This is a genomic window from Roseateles aquatilis, assembly GCF_002205645.1.
GTDB lineage: Bacteria > Pseudomonadota > Gammaproteobacteria > Burkholderiales > Burkholderiaceae_C > Roseateles > Roseateles aquatilis.
Genome location: NZ_NIOF01000002.1, coordinates 371,354 through 395,520, shown reverse-complemented (window position 1 = coordinate 395,520; position 24,167 = coordinate 371,354). Strand labels below are relative to the sequence as shown.

Genomic DNA, 24,167 nt, shown 5'->3' with positions numbered 1-24,167 from the left:
GGCGGTGCTCACGCCGCCTTGGGCTTCTTCTTGCCGCCCAGGCTGCGGCGCAGCAACTCGGTCAGGTCGACGACGTTGCCGCCGCCGTCGCCGGACTCGTCCGGCACGGATTCGAGCGGCGTGACGGTCTCGGTCTCGCCCTGCTCGACCTTGCGGGCGATCAGCTGACGGATCGCGGCGGTGAACTCGTCGTGGTAATCCTCGGGATGCCAGTCGCCGCTCATCTCGTCGATCAACTGGCGGGCCATCTTGAGCTCGCCTTCCTTGAAGCCGTGCGTGGACTTGCCTTCGGCCGGCAGGTCCAGCCCGTCGCAGGGGCGGATCTCGTTGGCCCAGCGCAGCATGCCGACCATCAGCGCCGGTCCCGCGGGCAGCAGCGCGGCGAGGTGCTCCTTGCTGTGGATGACCAGCCGCGCGATCGCGATCAGCCCGGCATCGGCCATCGCCTCGCGCAGCAGCGCGTAGACCTTGGCGGACTTGCCGATCGGCTCCAGGTAGTACGGCTTCTCCAGATAGACGAAGGACACCTGCGTCGCGGGCACGAAGGTCTCGATCTCGATGGTCTGCGTGGTGGTGGGATAGGCCTTGCGGATCTCGTCGTCGGAGACCAGCACGTAGTCGCCGTTGTCCTGCTTGACGCCCTTGACGATCTGCGTCTTGTCGATGTCCTTGCCGGTGCGCTTGTTGATGCGCTTGTAGCCCACCGGGTCCATCGAACGCTTGTCCAGCCAGTCGAAGTCCACGCCCTGGTCGCGCGACGCCGGATAGAGCGCCACCGGCACGTGCAGCAGCCCGAAACTGATGGCGCCCTTCCAGATCGCGCGTCGGGCGCTGGGCGCGTCGTCGCTGTCACCAGCAGCGGACTTGCCGTGGCCCGCGCCGCCGCGGCCCGCCTTGCCGGCGCGGTCGGCGTTGGAGGCGCGCCGGGGCGACGCGGCGCGCGCCGGGGCCTTGCGGGCGGAAGGGGCGGAGCGGCTGGAGGAGGATGCGGTGCGGGTGGGCATGCGGCGCCTCGAGGTCGTTGCGGAGGGCCGGCGGCTCCTCCCAGGGCCCGGAATCGGCAATCGACGCGCCCGCGGCATCGGCCGCCCGCGCGGCTCGGGCATCCCGCTTGCTGCTTCGTCGGCGTCAGCGCCCGCCGTGGCCGCACCCGAAACGCCTCATGACGCCCGAAACTCACGCCCTGCTCCCGCTCCGCGCCTCTGCGGACACCCGGCTCGCCGAGGGGCGCCCGCAGCCGCGGGCGCCCCAGCATCCGTTCTATGCCGACCGTCGGGATGCGGGACGCCATCTGGCGGCGCGACTCACCGTCTACGCGCATCAGGACGACATGACCGTGCTCGCCTTGCCGCGCGGCGGGGTGCCCGTGGCCGCGGAGATCGCGCGGGCGCTGGGCGCGCCGCTGGACGTGCTCGTCGTGCGCAAGCTGGGCCTGCCCGGCCAGCCGGAATATGCGATGGGCGCCATCGCTTCCGGCGACGTGCGCGTGCTCAACGCGCAGGTGCTGCAGCAACTGGCGATCAGCGCCTCGGCCATCGACATCGTCACGCGCGCCGAGGTGCGCGAGCTGCATCGCCGCGAGAAGCTCTATCGCGGCGATCGCCCGATGCCGCCGCTGCGCGGGCGCCGCGTGATCGTCGTCGATGACGGCATGGCCACCGGCGCGACGATGCGCGCGGCCGTGCAGGCGCTCCGGGTCATGGCGCCCGCCCGCATCGTGGTCGCGGTGCCGGTCGCCGCGGCCGAGACCTGCCACCTGCTGGGCCAGGATGCCGACGAGGTCGTCTGCGGCCAGACGCCCGAGCGCTTCCGCTCGGTGGGCCAGTGGTACGAGCGTTTCGAGCAGACCTCGGACGACGAGGTGCGGCGCTGGCTGGATGCCGCGGACGAGCGCCGCGCCGCGGTCGCCCACCTCCCTTAGCGAAGGTCCAAACAACGCCCCCACGACTGCCGCAACGCTTCGGGCGCTCTGCGGCGCTGCGAATCCTCGCCATGGCCACAGCCATAGCCATGGCTGCGGTTCGCGCCTTGCAGCGCAGCCCGAATCGGAGCGGCGTCAGCCGCGGCGAGCTGTGCAGACCTCCGCTAGCGATCCTTCAACCGCTGGCGCCAGGCGAAAACGGCGGCCTGGGTGCGGTCGTCGACCTGCAGCTTGGCCAGGATGCTGGTGACGTGGTTCTTGACCGTCTTCTCGCTGAGCCCCAGCCGCGCCGCGATGGCGGCGTTGGGCAGGCCCTCGGCGATCAGGCCCAGCACCTCGGCCTCGCGCGGCGTCAGCAGGTCGGGCGCGACTTCGGCGGCGGGGCCGGACAGCGCCCGCATCATGGCCGTGGCGATGCGCGGATGCAGCGCGGGCTCGCCGCGCGCGGTGCGCTCGATGGCCTGCACCAGCTCGCCCGGCGGCGTGTCCTTGAGCAGATAGCTGATGGCGCCGGCCTGCATCGCCTCCACCAGATGCTCGTCGCCCTCGTGGCTGGTCAGCAGCATGACGTGGGACCCGGGGCTCACGCGCTTGATCTCGCGCGTGGTGTCGACACCGTTGCGGCCCGGCATCAGCAGGTCCATCAGCACCACCTGCGGCTGCTCGCGCGCCGCGACGGCGATCGCGGCATCGCCGTCGCCCACGGCGCCGACGAGTCGGAACTCGCCTTGCGCCTCCAGCACGGCCATGATCCCGTAGCGCACCACCGCGTGGTCGTCGCAGATGAGGATGGAGATCATGCCGGCGCCTCCGCCCGCGCCGCATGCCGGCTGCGCACGATCAGCCGCGTGCCCTGCCCCGAGCTGTCCAGGTCGAGGCGCCCCTGCGGCAGCAGGGTCACGCGCTGGCGCATCGATGCCAGGCCCATGCCCTCGCGGACACGCGCCGGGTCGAAGCCGCGGCCGTCGTCGGCCACTTCGACCACCAGCTCGTCCTCGCTCAGCGCGACGCGCACGTCGATGCGCCGGGCATCGGCGTGGCGCACCGAATTGGCGGCGGCCTCCGCCACGATGCGCGACAGCTCGTGCGCGGCGTCGGCCGAGACCACCAGGTCGGGGGGCGCCGCGACCTGGATCTCGATCTGACCGGCCCAGGGCAGCAGCGCGCGCCGCAGCACGTCGCCCAGCGGCTGGTCGGCGGTGTCGGGCTTGAGCCGCGACAGCATCTCCACCAGGTCGCCCGAGACCGACTGGTTGATGGCCTGTGCCCGCCGCAAGGCTTCCGCCGCGCGCTCGGGGTCGCGCGTCAGCCACTGCGCGGCGGCGTGCAGTTGCAGGCCGGTCGCGAACACCTGCTGCTTGACGCCGTCATGCAGTTCGCGCGCCAGCCGCTGGCGCTCCTGCAGCGTGGCCAGGGCCTGCTCGGTGCGCAGATGGTTGTCCAGCCGCGCGGCCATCGTGTCCAGCGCCAACGCGTGCCGGCCCAGCTCGTCGGCGCGGCGGTCGTCGATGCGGGGGCGGAAGTCCCCCTTGGCCCACGCATCCGACGCCGCGGCCATGCGCCGCAGCCGTCGCGCCAGCCATTGCGTCAGGCCCACGCCCAGCACCGAGCCGGGGATCGACACCATCACCACCAGGAACCACAGGGACGCGCCGGTGTCGTCGAGCGTGCTCTTGAGGTTCTGCACGACGCTGAACTCGGCGAAGTGGCGCACCACCAGCATGCCCGCCGGTTGCAGCGGCAGCACCAGCAGCCGCTCGGCGTCGGAGACGGCCTCCAGCCGGCGCGGGCCGCGCAGCCAGGTGGCCGGCAGGGCCAGGCCGGGCGCGTCGATGCGGGCCACCGCGCGTCCGTCCTCGGCATACACCGCCAGGCTCACCCGCGGCTGCGACGAGTACGCGATGCCGTACATCCCATGCGGCCCCTGCACGTCCTCCAGCTGGTCGCTGATCGCGCGCAGCAGGCCCGCCGCGAGCGCGGGATCGTCCAGCCGGCCTTCCAGCAACACGCGCTCGCGTTCCAGCAGCGTCGCCAGGTGCTCCGGCCGCACGCTCTCGCGGAAGGCGGGCGCATCCAGCGCCGGCCCCAGCGTCATCACGGCCAGCAGCGAGCCCAGCAGCGTGACGACCACGTTGGCGACGGTGAGCTTCCACCAAAGGGATCTGACGAGGGTCTTCATGGGCGGCCACGGGAGGGGTCGCCAGCATATCGCCGCCGCCCGGTCCGCGCCTGGGACCAGAGTCCCGGTCCGGTCGGGACCTGACGGGCCTCGACCCGGGACCACGGGCCCGGGCCGGGCGTCCTCGGTCTCAGGCGCGGCGCGAGGTCGATTCCTACAGTGACGGCATCGTCGGCACCGTCGACTCCAACCGCTGCAGGAAGCGACATGCCCTTGCCCGCCTTCTCCTACTTCGCGCCCGTCGTCACGCCGCCACGCGGCCCCGCATCGCCCTTCCCGCGTCCGCCGCGTCCATCGACTCCGGCGCCTTCCGCGCCGCCGTCACGACCGTCGGGGCCGTCGCGCCCGTCCCGTCCCTGGATCCCACCGCCCCTGCTGCTGATCGCCGCCGCCGTGAGCGCGGCGGCGCTGCTCACCGCCTGCGATGGCCGACCCGGCGCCATGCCGCAGGGCCCCGGCGCGATGAAGGTGCAGGTGTTTCGCGTCGAGCCCGGCACGCGGGACCGCACGGTCGAGCTCGTGGGCCGCGTCGTCGCCCGCGAGCCCGTGCTGATCCATGCCCGGCACGAGGGCCTGCGCGTCGAGCACGTGTTCGTCGAGGCCGGCCAGGCCGTGACCGTCGGCCAGCCGCTGGTGCGGCTGGATGCGCGCGCGCTGCGCGGCGAGCGGCAACAGGCGGAGCAGCAGCGCCTGCGCGCCGTGGCGCAGGTGGCCGTCGCCCGCGCGCAGCAGATGCAGGCCGAATCACGCTGGCGCGGCGCCGAGGACGAGGCCCGTCGCTTCGCCGCGGTGGCCGGCGGTGGTGCCGTCAGCGAGATCGAGCACCGCCAGCGGCGCACGCAGCTGGAGCAGGCGATGGCCGAGCGCGACGCGACCGCGCAGGCGCTGGCCGCGGCGCAGGCCGATCTGGCCGCGGCCCGGGCGGCGCTGCAACTGGCCGACGAACGCGAACGCGACGGCGTGCTGCGCGCCACCGTGGCCGGCATCGTGAGCGAGCGCCGGGTCGAGGTCGGCACCGTGACCGACGCCGCGGCCGGCCCGTTGTTCAAGCTGGCACGTCGCGGCGATCGCGAGTTCGAGGCCTGGGTCGACGGCAGCCGCCTCGCCGGCCTGCGCGTGGGCGACGCGGTCGACGTGACGCTGACGCCCACCGGCTCGGTGGTGCCGCTGACGGTGCGCGGGAAGGTCCGCGCCATCGACGAGGCGCTGGCCGACGACAGCCGCCGGGGCCGCGTGCGCGTCGCCCTGCCCGACGCCTGGCCGCCCGATGCGCCGCCGCCCGCGCTGGGCACGACCGCCACCGCGACCGTCCGCGGCGCGCCCGTCGCCGGATGGCCGGTGCCGGCCACCGCGCTGCAGTTCGACCCGGAGCCCTGGGTGTACGTCGTCGAGGCCGGCCACCGCGTCGCCAAGCGGCGCGTCGCGCTGTCGGAGGACGGCGCCGTCGTGCTGGGCGGCCTCGCGGCCGGAGACACCGTGGTGCGGGCCGCCGCCGCGCTGCTCAGCCCCGGCCAGGTCATCGAGCCGGTGCGCCCCCCGGCCGTCAGCCGCATCCGCCTGGAGGCACCGAGGACATGAAACTCAAGATCTCCACCTGGGCGATCGAGCACCCGACGCCCGTCCTGCTGCTGTTCCTGCTGCTGTCGCTGGCCGGGCTGCTGGCCTACGGGCAGTTGCCCATCGCCGGCAACCCCCGCGTGGAGCTGCCCATCGTCAGCGTCGGCGTCGCTCAGCCGGGCGCCTCGCCGCGGGAACTCGAAGTCCACGTCGCGCGTCGCCTGGAGGAAGCGGTGGCCGGCATCTCCGGCGTCAAGCACCTGACGACGACGATCACCGGCGGCGACGTGCAACTGGTCGCCGAGTTCCAGCTCGACGCCGACATCGACCGCGCCGTCAGCGACGTGCGCGACGCCGTCGCGCAGGTGCGGCCCGAGCTGCCGGGCAACATCGGCGAGCCGGTGGTCAACCGGGTGGACGTCAGCGGCGGCGCGCTGCAGCGCTACATGGTGCGATCGGACACGCTGGACGAGGCGCAGCTCGGCCGACTCGTCGACGAGGAGGTCGGGCCGTCGCTGCTGGGCGTTCCCGGCGTGCAGCAGTTCAAGCGCGTCGGCGGCACGGTGCGCGAGCTGCGGCTGGAGCTGGATCCGGCGCGCATGGCCGCCGCGGGCCTGTCGGTCGCCGACGTGCTGCGGCAATTGCGCCTGGCCGAGGCCGACATCCCCGGCGGCACCGCCGCCAACGCCGCCGGCCAGCAGTTGCCGGTGCGCGTGATGGGCGCCAGCGCCGACGCCGCCCAACTGGCGCGGCGACCGCTGACGCTGGCCACCGGCCGCACCCTCACGCTGGGCGAGCTGGGGCGCGTCATCGACGTCGCCTCCGAGCCGCGCGGCTACGCGCTGCTGAACGGCGAGCCGGGCGTGGCGCTGGAGCTCTACAAGAAGCGCGGCGCATCCGAGATCGCCCTGGCCGACGGCGTGGCGGCGGCGCTCGCGCGCGCCGAGGCAAGGCATCCCGGCGTGCGCTTCGAGCTCTTCGACGACGGCGTGCAGGACACGCGCCTGAGCTTCGCCGGCGCGCGCGACATGCTGCTGGAGGGCGCGCTGCTGACGGTGCTGGTGATCTGGGGCTTCCTGCGCAACACGCGCGCCACCTGGATCGCCGCGGCGGCCATCCCGCTGTCGCTGCTGCCCACCTTCCTGGTCATGCAGCTGAAGGGCTTCCAGCTCGACGCGGTGACGCTGCTGGCGTTGATCCTCGTCATCGGCATCCTGGTCGACGACGCCATCGTCGAGATCGAGAACATCGAGCGCCGCATCCAGGCGGGCGACGCGCCGCGGGTGGCCGCCTCGGTCGGCGCGGACTCGCTGGGCCTGGCGGTGATCGCCATCACGGCCACCATCGTCGCGGTGTTCCTGCCGGTGAGCTTCATCGGCGGCGTCGTCGGCAAGTACTTCACCGAGTTCGGCCTGACCACCACCTTCGCCGTGATCTCGTCGCTGGTGGTGGCGCGATTGATGACGCCGCTGATGTGCGCCCGGTGGTTGAAGCCGGCGTCGGCCGGGCACCACGGCGGGAGCGGGCGCGCCGAGGCGCTGTACCTGCGGCTGCTGGGTCGCGTGCTGGCCCATCCGGCGCGGACGCTGGCGGCGGGCGCCGCCGTGCTGGTGACCACCGCAGTGCTGCTGGACCAGGTGCCTACGGGCTTCATGCCCAAGACCCGGCCGCTGTCGCTGCAGGCGCAATACGAGCTGCCGCCGGGCGCCACGTTGGCCGACGGCGTGCGGGCGGCCGAAGCGTTGCGGCGCGAGCTGCAGGACGTGCCTGATGTGCAGGGCGTGTTCGCGCAGGACCGCGGCAGCGCCGAGCTGGGCGGCCTGCTGATCCTGCTGCCACCGCTCGGCGACCGCGTGCTGTCGCAGGCCGAGCTCGAACAGCGGGTGCGCGCGCGACTGACGCGCGTGCCCGATCTGCGGGCGACGCTGCTGCTGGGCGACGGCGGCAAGGAGGTCAACCTGAGCTTCGTCTCGCGCGACGTCGACGCGCTGGAGGCCGCGATGGCGCGGTTGCTGGTGCAGGCGCGCGAGCTGCCGATGCTCACCGACGTGGCGCTCTCGCAGGGGCCGCGCGTGACGACCGTCGACGTGCGCCTGCTCGCGGACGAGGCGGCCCGCCTGGGCGTGACCACCAGCGCGGTGGCCGATGTGCTGAGGCTGGCCACGCTGTCCGACCTCGACACGGCGCTGACGCGCGTGCCCGTCGACGGTCGCCCGCTGATGCTGCGCGCCCGCCTGGCTGGCGGCAAGGCGCTGAGCCTGGACCAGTTGCGCCAGCTGCCGGTGGCCACCGCGAGCGGCGGCACCGTGGCGCTGGGCGCGGTGGCGACCTTCGCGCACGGCAGCGTGCCGTCCTCGCTGAGCCGCCTGAACCGCGAGCGCCAGATCCAGCTGCAGGCCAACCTGGTGGGCCCCGCCACGCTCGGGCAGGCGATGGAGGCGGTGCAGGCGCTGCCCGCCTTCCAGGCGCTGCCGCCCGAGGTGCGCCAGGCCGCCTACGGCGAGTCCGAGTACATGGACGAGATGTTCACGCAGTTCGCCATCGCCGCGCTGGCCGGGCTCGTCGCGGTGTATGCGGTGCTGGTGCTGCTGTTTGACGACTGGTTGCAGCCGCTGACCATCATGGTCGCGTTGCCGCTGTCGCTCAGCGGCGCGGCGGCGGGGCTGCTGATGACGGGCCATTCGCTCAACCTGTCCACGGTGATCGGGCTGCTGATGCTGCTGGGCATCGTGAGCAAGAACTCGATCCTGCTGGTGGACTTCATCGTGGCGGCGCGCCGCGCCGGCACCGCGCGCGGGCAGGCGATCCTGGACGCCGGCCGCGACCGCATGCGCCCGATCGTGATGACGACGCTGGCGATGGCCGGCGGCATGCTGCCGGCGGCGCTGGGCTGGGGCAACGACGACGGCTTCCGCGCGCCGATGGCCATCGCCGTGATCGGCGGACTGCTCACCAGCACGCTGCTCAGCCTGATCTTCGTGCCGCTGATCTATCAGCTGATCGACGCCCTCGAACACCGCGTCCGCGCCTGGACGGGCCGCCGCGCCGGCCAAGGACAACGCACATGAACAAGATCCCGCCCCTCCTGACCTGCCTCCTGGCGCTGCTGCTGGGCGCCTGCGGCACGGCGCCGCTGCCCACGGCGACGATGCCCGCATCGCTGGCGCCGCGCGCGCTCCCCGGCGCATCGGCCGCATCGGCTGCTGCCGCAGCGGCTGCGGCTGCGGCTGCGGCGACGGCATCGGCGAAATCGGAGACATCGACCACATCGGCCGCGGTGCCGGCATCGACGGCAACGGCAACGGCAACGGCAACGGCAACGTCAGCGTCAGCGTCGGCGTCAGCAGCATCGGCAGCTGCTGCATTCACCGCATCGCCCCTCCCCGGCGATTCGGCCCGAGCCGACGCCGACCCACCGCCCGCCGCGTTGCGCCTGGACCCCACCGCCGAGGCCGTGGTGCGGCGCGCGCTGGCCGGCAGTCCCGATCTGGCGCGCGTCGCCGCCCGCTTGCGCGAGCTGCGCGCGGCCGGCGACGCGGCGGCCGCCGGCCGCTGGCCGGTGCTCTCGACCAAGGGCGGACCGGCTGTCGTCAACGACGCCACGGAGCCCGTGGCCGACGGGCGCGGCCGGTCGCGCCTGCGGCGTCTGGAAGCGGCGGTCGAGTTCCGCTGGGAGCTGGACCTCTTCGGCCGACTGGCGGCCGACCGCCGCGCCGCCGCCGCGCAGCACGAGGCCGCCGCCGCCGACCTGGCCGCGGCGCGGGTGCTGCTGGCCCACGCCGTGCGCGCGGAAATCGTGCGGCTGCGCTCGGCGGTCGAGGAGACACGCCTGGCCCAGTCCAGCCTCGACACGCTGCGCGAGATCGCCTCGCTGGAAACGCAGTTGCGCGACGTCGGGCTGCGCAGCGACGTCGACCTGGGCCAGCTCGGAAGCAGCATCGCCGCGCAGGAATCGGCGCTCGTGCCGCTGCGGCTGGAGGCCGCGCTGGCGCCGCTGCGCTTGCGCACGCTGGGCGACCTGCCGTTGGCCGATCTGGCCGCACTCGTGAGCCCAGACGCGGCACCGCGCACGCCACCGGATGCGGCGCCAGGTGCAACGTGGGGCGCGATCCATGACGCAGCCCCTGGCGCGACATCAGGCGCGACATCAGACGTGACATCGGGCGCTACATCGGGCGCGACGCGGAACGCGGCGTCGAGCAGTGACGACGTCTGCCGTCTCGATGCGCTGGAGGACCTTCCGGCCGAGGTGCCGCTGGCCTGGCTGCGCCGACGTCTGGACGTGGCCGCGGCCGAGTCGCGCCTGCGCGCCGGCGTCGCCGACACCGAGAGCGCGCGCGCCGCGATCTATCCGGCCGTCGCGCTCACCGCCGGCGGGAGCACGCGGCGCGATCGCTCGCGCGACCTGGGCGACCTGCTGGCCCACACCACGCAGCGCTTCATCGGCGTCGAGCTGGTCGCGACGCTGTTCGACGCCGGACGACGCGCCGACGAGGCCCGCGCCGCTCAAGCCCGCGCCGAGGCGGCGGCGGCCGAGTTCACGCGCATCGTGCTGCTCGCGGCCGAAGAGACCGAGGGCGCGCTCGCGCGTCGGTCCGTGGTCGACGCCGCGGCCAACGCGAGCCTGCGCGCCCGACGGCAGGCCGAAGCAGCGGCGATGTTGGGGAACGAGCGCCTGCGCGTTGGCATCGACAGCCGGCTCGCCGCGCTGCAACTGCGACGCGAGGCGCTGGAGCGCGGCCTGCAGCACACCGCGCTGACGCGTGATCGCTGCCTGGCCGCGCTGGACCTGAACCGCGCGCTGGCGCTGATCGAGCCCAGCGGCGGCCCGTCCGAGCCGTGACGCGCCGCCGTCGACGGTCCGCGGACATGTGCACGGCAACGCTTCCGCCGATCCTCGGCAGATCCTCGGCCTCGACCTGCCACGCCCTCGTGAATACGGGCCTCATCCCGCTGCCATGGCCCTTACAGCGGATAACCCGCGTAGGAATTTGCCTGACAAGCCGCCGGGCCAAACCCTGACAGGATCGATGGAAGAAGCCTGATTGGTACGCCCATTTACGATTCTTACTCTCCCGAAACGCTGACGAGTAGATCTCGATAAAGAGCACCGGCAGCCGTTCTCAAGGGAGTTAGCAATGTCATCTCGATCGTTCTCGGTCGGCGGGCGTCTGCTCGTCTTGATTCTGACGCTGTCCCTCTTCGCCGCCCTGACGCTGGCCATGTCGCCCGCCGTCGCCGCGGATCCCCCACCCCAGGCGGAAGTGCGCCTGCAAGCGTGGCTGGTACAGACCGTCGTTGAACAGGCCCGGGTGCAGGAGCGCCTGCAGCCCCTCAAGGACGTCCGCCCCGGCGACGTCGTCGAGTACGAGGCCCGCTACATCAACACCACCGCCAGGCCCGTCAGCAACGTGCAGCTGACCTTGCCCGTGCCGGCCGGCGGCCTGGAGCTCACGAGCCTGGACACGCTGCCGTCCCGGGCCCGCTGGGCCAGCCTCGACGGGCGACGCTTCGATCCCATCCCCTTGAAACGCGAAGTGCGACGGGCCGACGGCCACGTCGCCGTCGAGCCGGTACCCCTGTCGGAGTACCGCTATCTGCGATGGCAACTGGGTGACCTGCCCGCCGGCGCGGAGCGCACGGTGCGTGCCCGCATGCAGCTGCCGCCGCTGGTCGGCGTCGGCCGCCCGTAATCCACCGATCGCCACCTCAGCATCGTCATGAAAAACATCCTCCGCCTTCTGGCGGGCGTGGTCGCGCTCGCCCTCATGCTGGTGTCCATGACCGCGTTCGCCGCCGCGCCGGCCGGCACTGTCATCGGCAACCAGGCCGCCGCCACCTATGCCGACGGCACTTCCGTCGTGCGCACCGTCACCTCCAACACCGTCTCCACCACGGTGCAGCAGGTGGCCAGCGTGAGCCTCACCGCGCCGGGCAACAAAACCGTCTCAGTGGGCGGCCAGGTCTACTTTCCGCAGACACTGACCAACACCGGCAACGGCACCGACACCTTCGCGCTCTCAGCCACCAACTCCGGTGGCTTTGTTTTTTCCAGCACGCTCTTCTATGCCGATGCCAACGGCGACGGCGTGCCGGACAACACCACGCCCATCACCAGCACCGGCCAGCTGGCGGCGGGGCAGACCTTCCGCTTCGTCGTCGCCGGCGTCGTGCCCGGCACCGCCGTGGCCGGCACGACCAACGCGTTGATCGCCACCGCCACCAGCGGCTTCAACGCCTCCACCAGCGCCAGCGTCACGGACAACACCACCGTCACCGCGCAGGCCGTGATCAACGTGACCCAGGCGCTGGACGTCACCAGCGGGCCGTCGCCGTCCACCTCGGCGCGCACCGTCACGCTGACGTACACCAACACCGGCAACACCACCGCGGTCAACGTGATCCTGGCCGAGGCGGTGCCCAGCGGCATGACCTACGTCGCCGGCAGCGGGCGCTGGAGCGTCACCGGGTCCACCGTGCTCTCGGACGCCGACAACACCGACAACCAGGGCGGCATCGTCTATGACTGGAACGTCACCACCGCCAACCGCGTCAACGCGGTGATCGCATCGGTGCCGCCGGGCGCCAGCGGCACGCTGAGCTACCAGGTCAACATCAACGCCAACCTGCCGGCCGGCGCCAACGCGGCCACCGCCACCACCGGCGTCTTCAGCTACAACGACGGCTCCGTCAACATCGCGGCCAGCAACACCAACACCGCGCAGTACACGGTGGTGGCCAGCGCCCAGGTCAGCCTGACGGGCGGCACCGCGCCGAGCGCGCCGCAGGGCGGCGTCGTCAACTTCACCGACACCGTCACCAACGGCGGCAATGCCACCGACACCATCGACCTGAGCGTGCTCAGCTCGACCTTCCCGCCCGGCACGACCTTCCAGTTCTTCCTGGCCGACGGCGTCACGCCGATGGTGGACCACAACGGCAACGGCACGCCCGACACCGGGCCGCTGGCGGCCGGCGCGTCGGTCAACGTCGTGGTGCGCGCGATCCTGCCGACGTCCGCCACCGGCGGTCCGTTCAACGTCGTGGTCAAGGGCACCTCGGGCCTGGACCCGACCAAGAGCGGCACGGCCACCAACACGCTGACGGCGATCAGCACCAGCACCGTGGACCTGACCAACAACGCCGCGGGTCCGGGCGCGCCCGGCTACGGCGCGGGGCCGGAGGCCTCGCCCGCCGCCACCGTCACCGTGGCCCCGGGCGGCACCACCCGCGTCACGCTGGTGGCGGCCAACGGCGCGACGGTGGCCGACACCTTCGCCCTGAGCGCCAGCACCGACCCCACCTTCGCCACCACCGTGCTGCCGACCGGCTGGACCGTGGTCTTCCACGACAGCACCGGCGCGGTGATCAGCAACACCGGCGTCGTCGCCGCGGGGACCAACAAGACGGTTTATGCCGACGTCACCGTGCCGGCCAACGCGGCGGCCGCGACCACGCAGCTGTACTTCAACGCCAAGTCGCCCACCACCGGCGCCACCGACACGCTGCACGACGCCGTCGCCGTCGGCACCGTGCGCGGCCTGGTGATCACGCCCAACAACACCGCCCAGCTCACCCCCGGCGGCGGCGCCATCTACACCCACACGCTGACCAATGTCGGCAACGTGCTGGAGGGCGACGCGGTGGCCAGCACCGGCACGCTGTCCACCAGCGACTCGACCACCGGCTTCACCTCGGTCGTCTACTGGGACAAGAACAACGACGGCGTGCTGGACCCCAACGACCCGGTCATCACCGACCTGTCGCAACTGGTCGGCGGCACCAACGGCGCCAGCACCGCGGCCGGCCTGTCGCCGGGCGAGAGCGTGCGGCTCTTCGTGAAGGTGACCTCGCCGGCCGCCGCCGTCACCGGCGCGTCCGACATCACCACGCTGACCGTCACGTTGACCGGCACCAACGGCGGCGCCGCGCCGCCGGCGGCCGCGGTCGCCACCGACACCAGCGCGGTGATCAGTTCGCAGGTCACGCTGGTGAAGACGCAGGCGCTGGACGCCGGCTGCGACGGCATCGCCGATACGGCGTTCTCGCCGGTGGCGATCCTGACCGGCGCGGCCCCCGGCGGCTGCCTGCGCTACGAGATCACCGCCACCAACGTCGGGCCGGTGGCCGTGACCAACGTCGTCGTCAGCGATTCGACGCCGATCTACACGACCTACAGCGCGACCGTGCCGGCCTCGGCCACCGCCGGCACGGTGACCGCGCCGGCCAACGGGGCCCGCGGCACGGTGCAGACCACGGTCGCGTCGCTCGCCGCGGGGGCCTCGGTCGTGCTGCGCTTCGGCGTGCGCATCGACCCCTGACGCCCACGCCTCCCCGCCGATCCCGCTCCACCGCGCGGCTTTCGAGCCGCGGCGGGCGGAGCCCTGCCCTCGCCCTTCGACCTGATTGACGACCTTCATCCACGCCGACGCCCACCGCCGACATCGCCCCGCCCATCGACGACCTCCGCCACCACGCTGTCTCGATCATGTCGCCCACCCCTCATCGCCTGCCGACGCGCCTGTGCGCGCTCCTGGTCCTGCTGCTGGGGCTGCTGGGCCTGTCGCCGGCGCGGGCGGACGAGGTCATGCTGGAGATCCTGGCGCAGGCCCGCTTGAGCTACACCGACCCGGTCACCGGCATCACGGTCACGACGATGTCCAACCGCGTCGAGGCCATGACCCCGGAGGCCGTGCCCACGCTGGGCTTCTTCTCCAGCGACACCGCCAACACGCGGATGTGGATGTCCAGCCCCGGCAAGCTGATGTTCCCGCGGCTGCGCGCCAGCGCCTGCAACGTCGATCCGCTGGTCCGCGAGACGCTGTCCGTGACGATGCACTCGGTGCAGGCGCAGCAGACCAAGCAGTTCACCGCCATCGAGACGGCGCCCAACACGGGCATGTTCGAGTTGAAGGACGACGTCATCGCGCGCCTGTGGACCCCCAACAATCCGCCCAACGCCGACGCGCTGGACGTGCTGCCCGGCGACATGGTCGAAGCGAGCGCGCCCGACTGCACCGGCCAGACGATGCGCGCCTCGCTGCGCATCGAGGCGCGCGCCTTCGTGTTCGACGCCGGCAGCGGCCGGCCGCTGGCCGGCGAGCTGGTGCAGCTGATCGACGTCAGCGGCAACAGCAACGGCGGCAACCCCGGCGGCCCGGCGGTGGTGTTCCAGGCCGACGGCGTGACGCCGATGTCCGGCAGCCTCGTCACCGACGCGGACGGGGGCTACGTCTTTCCGTTCCTGGTCGCGGGCGACTACCGGCTGGTGGTGCGCCCCGTCGACGGCTACGGCTTCCCCGCCGCGCAGGTCGCCAACGGCGCGGCGCGCAACTTCACCTATGCCACGGTGCCGGCCTCGTTCGGCGCGGTCTTCACGGTCGGCGCGCAGACCAACGCCGTGATCGTGAACGTGCCGCTCGATCCCCTGCCGCGCGGCCTGTCGGTGCAGAAGACGGCCTCGCGCACCGTCGCCGAGGTGGCGGAGACGCTCGAATACGTCGTGACGGTGAAGAACGTCGGGCAGCAGGCCCTGACCGCCGTCCGGTTGCAGGACCGGCTGCCGCTGGGCTTCCGCTACGTGCCCGGCACCTCGCGGCTGGACGGCAAGGCGGTGGCGGATCCGACGGGCAGCGCCGGCCCGCGCCTGGAGTGGCCGCTCATCGACAGCCTGCCCGCCGCCGTGGCCCACACGCTGCGTTACCGCGTGCGCATCGGCACGGGCGCGATGCAGGGGGACGGCATCAACCGCGCGCAGGCGTTCGCGCAGGCGCCGGAGACCATCACCAGCAACCTGGCCACCGCCAAGGTGAAGGTCGAGGCGGGCGTGTTCTCGGACCGCGCCATCGTCATGGGCACCGTCTACGCGGACTGCGACGCCAACGGCGTCAAGGACGCGGACGAGCCCGGCATCCCCGGCGTGCGGCTGTGGATGGAGGACGGCACCTCGGTCGTCACCGACGGCGCCGGCCGCTACAGCCTGTACGGGCTGAGCCCGCGCACGCATGTGCTCAAGCTGGATCCGGTCACGCTGCCCGCCGGCGCCACGCCGCTGGCGATCTCGCATCGCCATGCGGGCGACGGCCGCAGCCGCTTCGTCGACCTGACGCCGGGCGAGCTGCAACGCGCCGATTTCGCCCTCGGCGGCTGCTCGCCCGCGCTGCGGGACGAGGTGCGATTGCGCGTGGCGACGGCCGGTCAGCAAGGGGATGAGATCACCGGCACGCTGCGCACCGCGCTGTCGCCGACCGCCACCGCCATCGCGTCCGACGTCCGCGCCCTGCCCGCCAGCGGCCGGCTCGGCGATGCGCCGACGTCCGGCGGCCTCGGCGGCTTCGGCGGAGCCGCCGGGATCACCGGCTCGATCGGCTCGCCCGGCCTGGCGGGGTCGCTCGGATCGGCCGCGTCGTTCGGGTCGATGGCGATGGGGTCGATGGGATCGATGGGGCCGTTCGGGTCCATGGGGTCCACGAGTGCCATGGGATCGAGGCAGTCGATCGGCGCCATGAGCGCGGCGGACATGCCGATCACCGCCCCCTCGGCCTCGGCCAATCTCGCCGCCCCGCCCGTCGACGCGGCGGTGGCCGCGCTGGCCGCCGCGGCCACCAGCCGGGCCGCCGTCATCACGCCGACCCCGATCGCGGTCACGCCTGGCACCGAGGCTCCTGCTCCCGTGCCTGCAGCGGCTGTTGCGCCTGCGCCTGCGCCTGCACCCACAGCCGCCTCTGCCTCTGCCTCTGCCTCTGCCTCTGCACCGGCACCGGCACCGGCATCGTCGATTTCCTCCAAGTCGTCTTCGGCTGCTGTCCTGGTCGCGACGTCTCCCGTGGCGCCGGCTGCGGAAGCGGCGACCTCGAACGCGATGAGCGACAACGGCCCCTTGCCGCATTTCATCGGCCTGCGCGACGGCCAGGTGCTGCCTTCGCCGGCCCCGCCGGTGAAGCTGGCGGGGCACCTGGGCACGACGCTGACGCTCAGCGTCAACGGCGAACCGGTGGGCGACGCCAAGATCGGCGAGCGCACCCGGTCCATCGACGACCAGACCGAGACCCGGACCTACCTCGGCCTGCCGCTGCGCCCCGGCGAAAACCGGCTGACCCTGACCGAGCACGACGCCTTCGGCCAGTTGCGTGCCACGCGGGAGGCGACGGTACTGCTGGCCGGCGCGCTGGCGCGCATCGTCATCGTCGCGCCGGAATCGGTGGAGGCCGGCGCCACCGCGGCGGTGCGGCTGCGCTTCGAGGATGAGCGCGGCCTGCCCGTCACCTCACGCCTGCCGGTGACCTTGGCCGGGCCGGGCCGATGGGGCGTGGACGATCTGGACCCGCGCCTGCCGGACGTGCAAGGCTTCGTCGAGGGCGGCACGGTGGAACTGGCCTGGAAGGCGCCCGACGTGCCCGGCGACGCCCTGCTGCGTGTCGCCGTGGACGGCGTCCGCGCCGAGACCCGTGTCGCGGTGGCCGCCGCGCTGCGTCCGCTGATCGCCGTCGGCGTGATCGATGCCGTGGTCAACCTGCGCCGCGTCCGGGGCAACGGCACGTCCTCCGGGGACGACGGCTTCGACGATCAATTGCGCGCCTTCGCCGGCGACAAGAAGGGCGCGGACGGCCGCGGCGCCGTGTTCGTCAAGGGCGAGGTGTACCAGGACACGCTGCTGACGCTCGTCTACGACTCCGACAAGGACGGCAACCAGCGGCTGTTCCGCGACATCCAGCCCGACGCCTTCTACCCCGTCTACGGCGATTCGTCGGCGCGCAGCTTCGATGCCCAGTCCACCGGCCGCCTGTACGCGCGCATCGACCGCAAGCAGTCCTGGCTGCTGTACGGCGACTACACGACGCAGAGCGACGACCCGATCCGCCAGCTCGGCACCTACCAGCGCAGCCTCAACGGCCTGAAGCACCACCTGCAGATCGGCGGCCTGAGCGCCAACGCCTTCGCCGCCCGCGACAGCACGCGTCAGAACATCGTCGAGCTGCGCGGCGACGGCACCTCCGGCCCCTATGCCCTCGGCGTCGGCCTGGTGCCCAACAGCGAGAAGGTGGAGCTGCTGGTGCGGGACCGCAACCAGCCGGCGCTGATCATCAGCACCACGCCCAAGGACCGCTTCACCGACTACGACCTGGAGCCGCTGACCGGCCGCCTGCTGTTCCGCGCGCCGGTGCCCAGCGTCGACGCCGACCTCAACCCGATCTCCATCCGCGTGACCTACGAGGTCGAGCAAGGCGGCCCGTCCTTCTGGGTGGCCGGCGTCGACGCGCAATGGCAGGCCACCGAGTCCGTGCAGGTGGGCGGCTCCCTGGTGAAGGACTGGAATCCGCTGGCGCCGATGCGCATGGGCAGCGCCAACGCCAAGGTCGCGCTGGGCGAGCGCACCGCGCTGGTCGCCGAGGTCGCCCGCATCGACCGCGACGCGTCCGCCGTCGACGGCACCGCCGCGCACGCCGGCAATGCCGAGCGCTTCGCGCTGACGCACGACGGCCAGGACCTGAAGGCGCGGGTGCATGCGGCGCGCAGCGACGTGGGTTTCGACAATCGCTCCGCCCTCATCAACAGCGGCCGCGCGGAAGGCGGCGCGCAGGCCAGCTACCGCGTCGATGAGCGCACCCGGCTGACCGGCGAGGCGCTGTACACGGCCGATGTCGCCAGCGGCGCGCGCCGACTGGGCGTGCTGGTCGGCGTGGAGCGCAGCCTGGAGAGCGGCGCCAAGGTCGAGCTCGGGGTGCGCCACGTCAAGGACCTCAACGACCATCCCGGCGCCACCACCGACGATCAGGGCAACAGCCTGGGCATCCAGGGCGGCACCACCACCAGCGTGCGCGGCAAGTTCAGCACGCCGGTGCCGGGGCTGCCGCAGGCGTCGGTGTTCATCGAGGGCGAGCAGGACGTGCGCGATTCCGACAAGCACCTGCTCGCCGTCGGCGGCGACTACCAGGTGGCGGGCCGCGGCCGCGTCTACCTGCGGCACGAGCTGGTGTCGTCCCTCACCGGCCCCTATTCGCTGGACCCGACGGTGCGCCACAACACCACCGTACTGGGCGTGGACGCGGGCACCACCGTGGTCGGCGGCGAGGGCCGCGTGTTCAGCGAGTACCGCGGCCGCGAGGCCTTCTCCGGCCGCGAGACGGAGGCCGCCATCGGCCTGCGCAACCAGTGGCTGGTGCGGCCCGGCCTGCGCCTGAACGCGAGCCTGGAGCGCGTCCAGGCGCTGCGCGGCGGCACCGGCGAGAACCAGAGCAGCGCCGCCACCGCGGGCGTCGAATACACCGCCGACCCGCGCTGGAAGGGCACCGCCCGCCTGGAAGTGCGGGAAGGCGCTGGCAGCACCGGTCTGCTGTCCACCCTGGGGCTGGCCTACAAGCTCGACGACCAATGGACCCTGCTGGGCAAGAACGTGCTGGCCGGCACGCTGGCGCACGGGAACCGGCAGCCCGACCGCTGGCAGGAACGCCTGCAGCTGGGCGCCGCCTACCGCGGCGCGGACAACCGCCTCAACGCGCTGGGCCGTTATGAATACAAGGACGAGCGCGGCACGCTGGGGGACGTGGACTCGCGCCGGGCCCACATCGTCAGCGTGCATGCGGAGCGTCAGGTCGGCCAGGGCGTCGCGGTCACCGGGCGCTACGCCGCCAAGCTGGTCGAGGAAGCCTTCGGCGGCATGCGCCAGCGCACCACGGCGCAGCTCGCCAGCATGCGCGTCACCCGGGACCTGGGCGAGCGCTGGGACGTCGGCGCCTCCGCCAGCGTGATGGGCGACGCGCGGCTGCGCAGCCGCCAGACCTCGCTGGGCGCGGAGGTCGGTTATCGCGCCAAGGACAACCTGTGGATCTCCGTCGGCTACAACGTCCGCGGCTTCAAGGACCGCGACCTGAGCGCCGACAACGCGACGGCCCGCGGCGTCTATCTGCGGCTGCGCTTCAAATTCGACGAGACGTTGTTCTCGCGCCTGAACTCATGAACGCCTCCTTCACCCCGCCGGATCCAGCCTGGACCGTCCCCGCGACGGCCGCGCCGATGATCGCCCTGCTCCGTCCGGTCCGGCGCCCGCCGCGACGCGCCTGGATGCGCGCGGTCTCCATCGGCCTGACCCTGATGTTGATGCTCGTGCTGGCGCTGAGCGCCGGCCCCGCGCGGGCCGCCTGCGGCAGCCTGGGCTGCGTCTCGGCCGGCCCGCGCCTGGCGAGCGTCAATTCCACGCAGGGCGTGTTGCTCAACGCGCTGCTGGGCGGCCTGACCAACTCGACGCTGACGCTCACGGTGCTGGACTGGAACACGCTGGCCACCGGCGACCTCAGTCTGCTGCGCACCGTCAGCGCGCTGCAGGCGTCGGTCAACGCGTCGACGCCGGCATCGACGCTGACCGCCAACGCCACGGTGGCGCAGATCCTGACCGCCGCCTCCACCGGCGCGACGGCGGAGGGCCGGACACAGCTCGCCGCCTCGCTCAACGCGCTGGCGATCGCGCTGAACGGCCTGAGCACGCCGATCCAGCTGGGCCAACTGCTGCAGAGCAACGGCGTGCTGGGCACGACGCGCATCAACGCGCTGGAGCTGGTGACCGGCGTGATCCAGCTCTACAACGGCAGCAACGTGGCCACCACACCCAACCCGATCACGCTGTCCGGCAGCAGCCTGGGCCTGGGCTCGCTGATCGGCAACGTGGCGCTGCAGGCGCAGGTGGTCGAGCCGCCGGTGATCAACTGCGGCGCGGTCGGGACCAGCTTCCACTCGGCGGCGATCCGCGTGAAGCTGTCCATCGACCTGGTCTCGGTCGCCCTGAATGTGTCGGTGCTGGACGTCCTGCTCGGCGGCACGGTGTCGGCCAGCATCGCGCATCTGGACGTCTACGTGGAGGTCGCGCGCACCGACGGCGTGCTCACGGCCATCAACGCGCTGTCCAGCGCGGTCACCGTGCAAGCGACGCCGGGCGTGGCGGCGCTGTACCTCGGCACGATCAGCGACTCGCTCTTTTTCAATCGCAACCACGCGATCAACGTCGCCTCCGACCTGACCTGGGGCACGATCGGCCAGTTGTCGGTGGGCGCGCTGACGGTGGACATCCTGGCGCAGGCCGCCGCCGTCGGCAGCGCGGTCGGCGCGTCCACCGTGACGCTGACGCCAGGCAGCCCCACCGCCACGGTCTACTCGAACGCCGGCTTCGCCACCACGCTGGTGAGCACGCTAATCGGGAATCTGCAGGTCAACCTGGGGCCAGGTCTTGCGGGTGGCCTGGTCACCAGCGTGATCAACCTGCTCAAGCCCATCCTGCAGACGGCGCTGACCACGACGGTGAACAGCCTGGTGACGGGCCTGATCGATCCGCTGCTGAACCTGCTGGGCATCCGCCTGGGCGAGACCGACATCAGCACCGAGGGCGTGGTGATGGCCTGCGCGGTGTCGGGCAACGTCTACAGCGACGTCAACCACAACGGCGCGCTCGACGGCGGCGAAGCCGGCACCGGGCTGACGCTCTACGCCAAGTTGATCCCGGCCACGCAACCGGCCGGCCCCGCGGTGGCGGTGGCGGCGATCAGCCCGTCGGCGGGGACCTTCAGCTTCACCAGCGTCGCCGCGGCGGGTTACTCGGTGGTGATCAACGCAACGGCCTCGGCCACCGACCTGGTCCCGGCCACGCCCGCCGGCTGGCTGGGCACGGAGGCGCCCACGCTGACGCGCAGCTTCACGCTGTCGACGGCCGACGTCCCGAACCAGCGCTTCGGCCTGTTCAACGGCAGCAAGCTCAGCGGCACGATCTTCAAGGACAACGGCCTGGGCGGCGGCATCGCCAACAACGGCATCCGGGACGGCACGGAACCGCCCTTGTCCGGCGGCGTGATCACCGCGACGGACGCTGGCGCGACGCTGCTGGATCGCGCCGTCAGCGCCGATCTCGGCACCTACACGCTCTGGATCCCGGCCTCCGCCAGCGGCGCCGTCCAGGTGGCCCACGCCGGACTGGACGCGAGCTGGCTGGTGGTTTCCGGTGCGCCGGGCACGACCGGCGGCAGCTTCTCGCAGGCCAACGGGACCGTCAGCTTCACGCCGACCGCCGGCACCGTCTACACCGGCCTGAACTTCGGCGACGTGCCGGTCAACGTGCTCCAGCCCGACGGTCAGCAGAGCGTCCTGGCGGGCAGCGCGGTGGTCTACGCGCACAGTTTCACGTCGGGCACCGGCGGCACGGTGACGCTGAGCGCGTCGGCGCCGGCGACGCCGGGCTGGACGCAGTTGGTCTATCTGGACGCCAACTGCAACGGCCTGATCGATCCCGGCGAGGTGGTGGTGAGCGGCGCGATCACGATGGTGGCGGATCAGAAGCTGTGCCTGCTGGTGAAGGTCACCTCGCCGGCCGGCGCGACCGACGGCGCGCAATTGCCGCTCACCTTGAGCGCGCACTACGTCTACGCCAACAGCGCGCTGACCCGCGACCTGCAACGCAGCGACCTCACCACCGTCGGCGAGCCGGCGGCCACCGGCCTGAAGCTGGTGAAGACGGTGGACAAGACCTCGGCCGTCAGCGGCGATGTCATCACGTACACGATCACATACACCAACCAGAGCACCGCGGCGTTGGCCACGCTCAAGATCCAGGACGCGACGCCGGCCTACACCGTCCTGCAGACCGTGGCCTGCGGTCCGGTGCCGAACGCGCAGATCAGTTGCGCGGTGTCGACGCAACCCGCGGTCGGCGCCAGCGGCCGCATCGAGTGGACGTTCACCGGCACGCTGGGCAGCGGCTTGTCGGGCAATGTGACGTTTGCGGTGAAGCTGCAGTGACGCCGGGTCGGTGGCGTCCGCGCGCGCGAAGCCGCCCGCCGACACGCCCGTGCCGTCGAGCCCCATCACACCCGTCCCGGCATCGTCGCCGGACGGGTAAGAATTCCTGAAGCCCCGATTCAGCACTCCACCGATGGCCCGGGGCCGCGAACGGGGCTACAACGCGAGGATCTCGCCATGTCCTCTCGGGCATCCCACGGCGCCCGAGGACCCTCTGATGCAACGAGCAGCGAAAGCGCCCAGGCCCCAAGCAGCCGCGCCTCGGGAAGCCGCGGCGGCGAAACCTTCGGCCGTGGGTGCGGAGAGCGAGGCGGCGGCTTCGTTGCGCGACACCTCGCCCGAGGGCGGCCCCGCGCAACGCCAGGCATGGGTCGCTCGCTCGCCGCGCATGGTCGCGCAGCGTCGCCAGCTCGACGCCATGCGGGCATCGGATGTCTCCGCGCCCCATGCCATGCCTGCCGAGGCCGGCGCCATGAGCGGCGTCGTCCAGCGGGCGACGATCCAGGTGAACGGGCACAACGTCGACACGTCCACGCGGACGTTGCGACAACTGCTCGACCTCTTGAGCGACCGTGAAGCCGTGAACGAGCACGCCCAGGAAGTGACCGACCTCATCTCGGCCATCGGACGCTTCGACTTCGCGAGAACCGCCGATACGCCGACGGCCTCGGGGTTCGCCACCGATCTCGCGTTGCTGCACACGAGTTGGGGCGAGGCCCAGTTCAACAAGCTCGCTGAATCGATCGCCGCGCCGCCCCTCCCGGTGCAGGACAGCTACAGCCGGTACCAGGCACCGCGCCCCGGCGATGCACGACTGGGCTGGATGCCGACGGCGGGGCAATACGCTCACTCGCAGGACGACGTCAATCGGACGGTCAGGGACTTCGGCAATGTGAACGGACTGAACTCGGCGCTCTGGCTGGATGGAGCGGACGCGCTTCAATACTCCGGAACGATCTCGGACCCCCATCGCCTGATGGCCTCGCAGCTCGGCCTGAATGCCGACGCCGTGTCCACCACCTTCATCCAGAAGCCTGGACTGGCGCATCCCGCGTTGAATGCCCTCGGACCCGACCCCGACACGGTGCGCGAAGTGACCCCGCCCAACGGCACCTGGGAGGCACCCATCGTCGGACTGCAGGGCCACGTGAACGCGGACCAGTACCGCTTCGGTTCCGCGAAGGAGATGAAGAATGCGGCGCAATCGAAGCGTCCGTTCGTCGTTCATGACGATCAAGGCACGCCTTCGCTCATCAGCCATCACAAGTCGGCGGGATGGCGACCCACCGACGCATTCCTGGCCGACATTCGCGCCCAGCTCACCACCTTGGGCCGGAACCACAATCTGGACGATGAGCTCCAGGCGGCTCAGGGGTCGATCGACGGCTTGGCGACGCTGAACAAGCGGCAGCTCGCCGCGTTGCTCGCGGATCTTCAACATGTCGCCGCGCCGGATTGCCTGCGCTTCGCGCTCCAGACTGGACGCACCGACCTCAAGACGTTCTCAAGCATCGCTGGCCGCTTGAAAACAAAGAACCAAGCCGAAAGAACACGCATCCTTGAGACCGCGAAGAAGCGAACGGCGGAAACGCCGCTAGCGACGATCGACGCCAGCTCGACCGCGACCACCGCCGCCGACTCCGGGCAGTCCGCGACCAAGAAAATCAAGGTCGACAACGGGCAGTGATGACGCGCGCCTCACGCGCTTGTCCGTAAACTCACGCCCCTGCTCCC

At 72.1% G+C, this 24,167-nt stretch carries 12 protein-coding genes; 9 read left to right on the top strand and 3 right to left on the bottom strand.

The genetic code is table 11. The features are described 5' to 3' along the window. Positions 1-8: 8 nt before the first annotated feature. Complete coding sequence (gene ku / locus CDN99_RS07220) at positions 9-1,004, bottom strand: non-homologous end joining protein Ku (protein WP_088384066.1); 996 nt, start codon at positions 1,002-1,004, stop codon at positions 9-11. 158 nt (positions 1,005-1,162) lie between these two features. Between ku and CDN99_RS07215 the strand changes: the two genes are divergently transcribed. Beyond that, entirely contained in the window at positions 1,163-1,921 is a 759-nt protein-coding gene (locus CDN99_RS07215) for a phosphoribosyltransferase (protein WP_088384064.1), read from the top strand. A gap of 164 nt (positions 1,922-2,085) precedes the next feature. Here the strand turns inward: CDN99_RS07215 and CDN99_RS07210 are convergent, their stop codons facing one another. Then, positions 2,086-2,721 (bottom strand): response regulator, encoded by a 636-nt coding sequence (locus tag CDN99_RS07210; RefSeq protein WP_088384062.1) that lies wholly within the window; start codon positions 2,719-2,721, stop codon positions 2,086-2,088. After that, positions 2,718-4,100, bottom strand: a complete 1,383-nt coding sequence (locus CDN99_RS07205) for a sensor histidine kinase (protein ID WP_088384060.1) — start codon at positions 4,098-4,100, stop codon at positions 2,718-2,720. The genes CDN99_RS07210 and CDN99_RS07205 overlap by 4 nt, the downstream gene beginning before the upstream one ends. Positions 4,101-4,307: 207 nt before the next feature. Between CDN99_RS07205 and CDN99_RS07200 the strand changes: the two genes are divergently transcribed. The 8 genes from CDN99_RS07200 to CDN99_RS07165 all read left to right on the top strand — a co-directional run bounded on the left by CDN99_RS07200 (position 4,308) and on the right by CDN99_RS07165 (position 24,120). Then, positions 4,308-5,678, top strand: coding sequence for an efflux RND transporter periplasmic adaptor subunit (locus CDN99_RS07200; RefSeq protein WP_088384058.1), 1,371 nt, complete (start codon positions 4,308-4,310; stop codon positions 5,676-5,678). Continuing rightward, complete coding sequence (locus tag CDN99_RS07195) at positions 5,675-8,725, top strand: efflux RND transporter permease subunit (protein ID WP_088384056.1); 3,051 nt, start codon at positions 5,675-5,677, stop codon at positions 8,723-8,725. The genes CDN99_RS07200 and CDN99_RS07195 overlap by 4 nt, the downstream gene beginning before the upstream one ends. After that, on the top strand, positions 8,722-10,500 hold the full coding sequence (locus tag CDN99_RS07190) for a TolC family protein (protein WP_088384054.1): 1,779 nt from the start codon (positions 8,722-8,724) through the stop codon (positions 10,498-10,500). Before CDN99_RS07195 ends, CDN99_RS07190 begins: the two co-directional genes overlap by 4 nt. 295 nt (positions 10,501-10,795) lie before the next feature. Beyond that, positions 10,796-11,350 (top strand): hypothetical protein, encoded by a 555-nt coding sequence (locus CDN99_RS07185; protein ID WP_088384052.1) that lies wholly within the window; start codon positions 10,796-10,798, stop codon positions 11,348-11,350. Between the two features lie 27 nt (positions 11,351-11,377). After that, positions 11,378-13,978, top strand: coding sequence for a beta strand repeat-containing protein (locus tag CDN99_RS07180; RefSeq protein ID WP_088384050.1), 2,601 nt, complete (start codon positions 11,378-11,380; stop codon positions 13,976-13,978). A gap of 167 nt (positions 13,979-14,145) precedes the next feature. Continuing rightward, the gene (locus CDN99_RS07175) at positions 14,146-19,614 is read left to right on the top strand and encodes a DUF11 domain-containing protein (RefSeq protein ID WP_088384048.1); all 5,469 of its coding nucleotides are present in this window, start codon (positions 14,146-14,148) and stop codon (positions 19,612-19,614) included. After that, the gene (locus CDN99_RS07170; protein ID WP_088384046.1) at positions 19,611-22,433 is read left to right on the top strand and encodes a DUF11 domain-containing protein; all 2,823 of its coding nucleotides are present in this window, start codon (positions 19,611-19,613) and stop codon (positions 22,431-22,433) included. The genes CDN99_RS07175 and CDN99_RS07170 overlap by 4 nt, the downstream gene beginning before the upstream one ends. A 217-nt stretch (positions 22,434-22,650) precedes the next feature. Next, positions 22,651-24,120, top strand: a complete 1,470-nt coding sequence (locus CDN99_RS07165) for a hypothetical protein (protein WP_141100681.1) — start codon at positions 22,651-22,653, stop codon at positions 24,118-24,120. Positions 24,121-24,167: the final 47 nt, after the last annotated feature.